This window comes from Actinomadura rubrisoli (assembly GCF_004349215.1).
In the GTDB taxonomy this organism is placed as follows: Bacteria; Actinomycetota; Actinomycetes; order Streptosporangiales; family Streptosporangiaceae; genus Spirillospora; species Spirillospora rubrisoli.
This window is the reverse complement of the sequence record NZ_SMKU01000570.1, coordinates 1-3,372: the sequence shown is the minus strand read 5'-3', so window position 1 is coordinate 3,372 and position 3,372 is coordinate 1. Positions and strand designations below refer to the sequence as shown.

The following is a 3,372-nucleotide window of genomic DNA, read 5'->3' as shown; positions in this document are numbered from 1 at the left end:
GACCCCCGCGGTGACCCGCCCCGCGGCGCCCGGCCCGGTCGCGTTTCGATCACGCGGACATTCCGCCCTCATCGGGCGGCCTAAGGTGGGGGTGTGAGCGAGGTTCCCCTCAGGGTCATGGTCGTGGACGATCATCCGATGTGGCGCGAGGCGGTCGCCCGCGACCTGGCGGAGGCCGGTCACGAGGTGGTCGCCACCGCCGGCGAGGGCCGGGCGGCGGTCCGCATCGTCGCCGCCGCGCGCCCCCAGGTCGCCGTCGTCGACCTCCAGCTGCCCGACATCAGCGGCGTCGAGGTGACGCGGCTGCTCGTCGCGGCCGACCCGCCCGTCCGGGTCCTGGTGCTGTCGGCCAGCGGCGAGCAACAGGACGTCCTGGAGGCGGTGAAGGCGGGCGCCACCGGCTACCTGCTCAAGTCGGCCGCGCGCGAGGAGTTCCTGGACGCCGTCCAGCGGACGGGCGCCGGCGACGCCGTGTTCACCCCCGGGCTGGCCGGGCTCGTCCTCGGCGAGTACCGCCGCCTGGCCGCCGCCCCCGCCCGCGAGGACGACGACGCGCCCCGGCTGACCGAGCGCGAGACCGAGGTGCTGCGCTTGGTCGCCAAGGGCCTGACGTACAAGCAGATCGCGCAGCGGCTCGTCCTCTCCCACAGGACGGTGCAGAACCATGTGCAGAACACCCTGGGCAAGCTCCAGCTCCACAACCGCGTCGAGCTCGTCCGCTACGCCATCGAGAAGGGCCTGGACCAGGAACTCGGTGAACGCTGAACGCGGGGGCCGTTCAACGGCTATGGTCTAGACCAATGGCGGCACGCCGGAGCGCTCGGCGAATGCCCTGTGCGACCGGGTGCGCACTACTAGTGTGGTCATGTGAACCGAGGGAGGAGCCCGGTGGCGGGTGAAGGAGACGGCATGCGCGTCGGAGTGCTGACCGGCGGCGGGGACTGCCCGGGGCTGAACGCGGCGATCCGCGCGGTCGTTCGGAAGGGCGTGCAGGTCTTCGGTTACGAGTTCGTGGGCTTCCGGGCCGGCTGGCGGGGCCCCCTGGAGGGCGACACCGTGGCCCTCGACGTCCAGGCGGTGCGGGGGATCCTGCCGCGCGGCGGCACGATCCTGGGCTCGTCCCGGACGAACCCGATCAAGGTCGAGGGCGGCGTCGAGCGCATCAAGGACAACCTGGCCGGCCTCGGCGTGGACGCCCTGATCGCCATCGGCGGCGAGGACACCCTCGGCGTCGCGCGCGAGCTGCACGGCAGCGGCGTCAACGTCGTCGGCGTGCCCAAGACCATCGACAACGACCTCAACGCCACCGACTACACCTTCGGCTTCGACACCGCGGTCAACATCGGCATGGAGGCGGTCGACCGCCTGCACACCACCGCCGAGAGCCACCACCGCGCGCTGATCTGCGAGGTCATGGGGCGGCACGTCGGCTGGATCGCGCTGCACGTCGGCATGGCCGCCGGCGCCAACGTCATCCTCATCCCCGAGCGGCCCTTCGACATCGACAAGGTCATCGAGTACGTGGAGAGCCGGTTCAAGACCCGCTACGCGCCGATCATCGTGGTGTCCGAGGGCGCCCACCCGATCGACGGGCAGATGGAGCTGCGGACCGGCGAACGCGACGCGTTCGGCCACGTCAGGCTCGGGGGCATCGGCCAGCAGCTCGCCGACGAGATCGAGAAGCGCACCGGCAAGGAGGCCCGCGCCGCCGTCCTGGGGCACATCCAGCGCGGCGGGACCCCGACCGCCTTCGACCGCGTCCTCGCCACCCGCTTCGGCCTCCAGGCGATCGACGCCGTCCGCGACGGCGACTACGGCAAGATGGTCGCGCTCAAGGGCACCGACATCATCCGCGTGGGGCTGGACGAGGCGACCAAGGAGCTCAAGGCCGTCCCGCTGGAGCGCTACGCCGAGTCCGAGGTCTTCTTCGGCTGATCGAGCCGCCCGGCGGGAACACGGATGACGGGTCGCGGTGTTGCCCACTCTGGGCCACACTAGAAGTTCGCTCTTTTCCGGTTCCCGCCAGGAGGATCCACGCATGACCACGCTCGACACCGCGCCGGCGGACGTCCGGGAGCAGTCGCCGGTCGACGGCGAGCCGTGTGTGCTCCTGAAGCTGGGCGAGGTGGTGCTGAAGGGCAAGAACCGCGAGCAGTTCGAGCGCCGCCTGGCCGACAACGTCCGCCTGGCCGTCCGCCCCATCGCGCGGGTGGACGTGATCCGGCGCCACGGCGTGTTCATCGTCCGCAAGAGGGACGCCGACCTCGCCACCATGAACGCCGTCGCCCAGCGGATCACCGACGTCATGGGCATCGTCTGGGCCCACCGCGCCTGGCTCGTCGGCAAGGACCTGGCCAGCGTCGAGCGCGCCGCGCTGGAGCTGATGGACGGCCGCACCGGCACGTTCGCCGTCCGCTCCAAGCGCCGCGACAAGCGCTTCCCCCTCACCTCCACCGAGCTGGACCGGCACATCGGCGGCCTCGTCGCCGACAAGTACGGCCAGCCCGTCCGCCTCAAGAACCCCGACCACACGCTGTCGATCGAGGTCGACCGCGACGAGGTCTTCGTCTTCTCCGGCGGCCTGCCCGGCCAGGGCGGCCTCCCGGTCGGGATGAGCGGCCGGGCCCTCGTCCTGATGTCCGGCGGCATCGACTCGCCCGTCGCCGCGTACCGGATGATGCGCCGCGGCCTGCGCGTGGACTACCTGCACTTCTCCGGCATGCCGTTCACCGGCCCCGAGTCGATCTACAAGGCGTACGCGCTGGTCCGCGAGCTGGACAAGTTCCAGGGCGGCTCCCGGCTGTTCGTCGTGCCGTTCGGCAAGGCCCAGCAGCAGATCAAGTCGTCCGGCGCCGACCGCCTCGCGGTCATCGCCCAGCGCCGCCTGATGCTGCGCACCGGCGAGGTGCTGGCCCACCGCCTGCACGGCACCGCCCTGATCACCGGCGACGCGCTCGGCCAGGTCAGCAGCCAGACCCTGACCAACATCACCGCCCTGGACGACGCCGTCGAACTGCCCATCCTGCGCCCCCTCGTCGGCATGGACAAGGTCGAGATCATGGACCAGGCCCGCCGCATCAGGACCCTGTCGATCTCCGAGCTCCCCGACGAGGACTGCTGCACGATGCTGGCCCCCCGCCGCGCCGAGACCAAGGCCAAGATCGACGACCTCCGCCGCATCGAGAAGCGCCTGGACGTGGGCGAACTGGCCGACCAACTGGCCGAATCCGTCCAAGAACACCGCCCCATCTACGGCGACGCCCCCTCCACCTAACCCCACGCCGCTACGCGGCAACAACCCTCGGCGCCCTCCACTCCGCTAGCGCTCCGTTCCGGTCGCCGGCTGGGAGGCGGGCGGGGCGTTGGTTGCGG

General features: G+C 71.4%; 3 protein-coding genes. All 3 read left to right on the top strand.

Translation table 11 applies throughout. The features are described from left to right. Window positions 1-117 precede the first annotated feature (117 nt). The 3 genes from E1298_RS45435 (at window position 118) to thiI (ending at window position 3,274) form a co-directional block, all read left to right on the top strand. Window positions 118-765 (top strand): response regulator, encoded by a 648-nt coding sequence (locus E1298_RS45435; RefSeq protein WP_131903571.1) that lies wholly within the window; start codon window positions 118-120, stop codon window positions 763-765. 144 nt (window positions 766-909) lie between these two features. After that, window positions 910-1,935 (top strand): 6-phosphofructokinase, encoded by a 1,026-nt coding sequence (locus tag E1298_RS45430; protein WP_131903570.1) that lies wholly within the window; start codon window positions 910-912, stop codon window positions 1,933-1,935. 103 nt (window positions 1,936-2,038) lie between these two features. Next, window positions 2,039-3,274 carry a tRNA uracil 4-sulfurtransferase ThiI gene (gene thiI / locus E1298_RS45425; RefSeq protein WP_131903569.1) on the top strand — a complete coding sequence of 412 codons (1,236 nt, stop codon included), beginning with the start codon at window positions 2,039-2,041 and terminating at the stop codon, window positions 3,272-3,274. Window positions 3,275-3,372: the final 98 nt, after the last annotated feature.

Excerpts from the sequence above, each read along its gene's own strand:
- E1298_RS45435 (WP_131903571.1), top strand. The coding sequence starts at position 118 with ATGGTCGTGGACGATCATCCGATGTGGCGCGAGGCGGTCGCCCGCGAC.
- E1298_RS45430 (WP_131903570.1), top strand. The coding sequence starts at position 910 with ATGCGCGTCGGAGTGCTGACCGGCGGCGGGGACTGCCCGGGGCTGAAC.
- thiI (WP_131903569.1), top strand. The coding sequence starts at position 2,039 with ATGACCACGCTCGACACCGCGCCGGCGGACGTCCGGGAGCAGTCGCCG.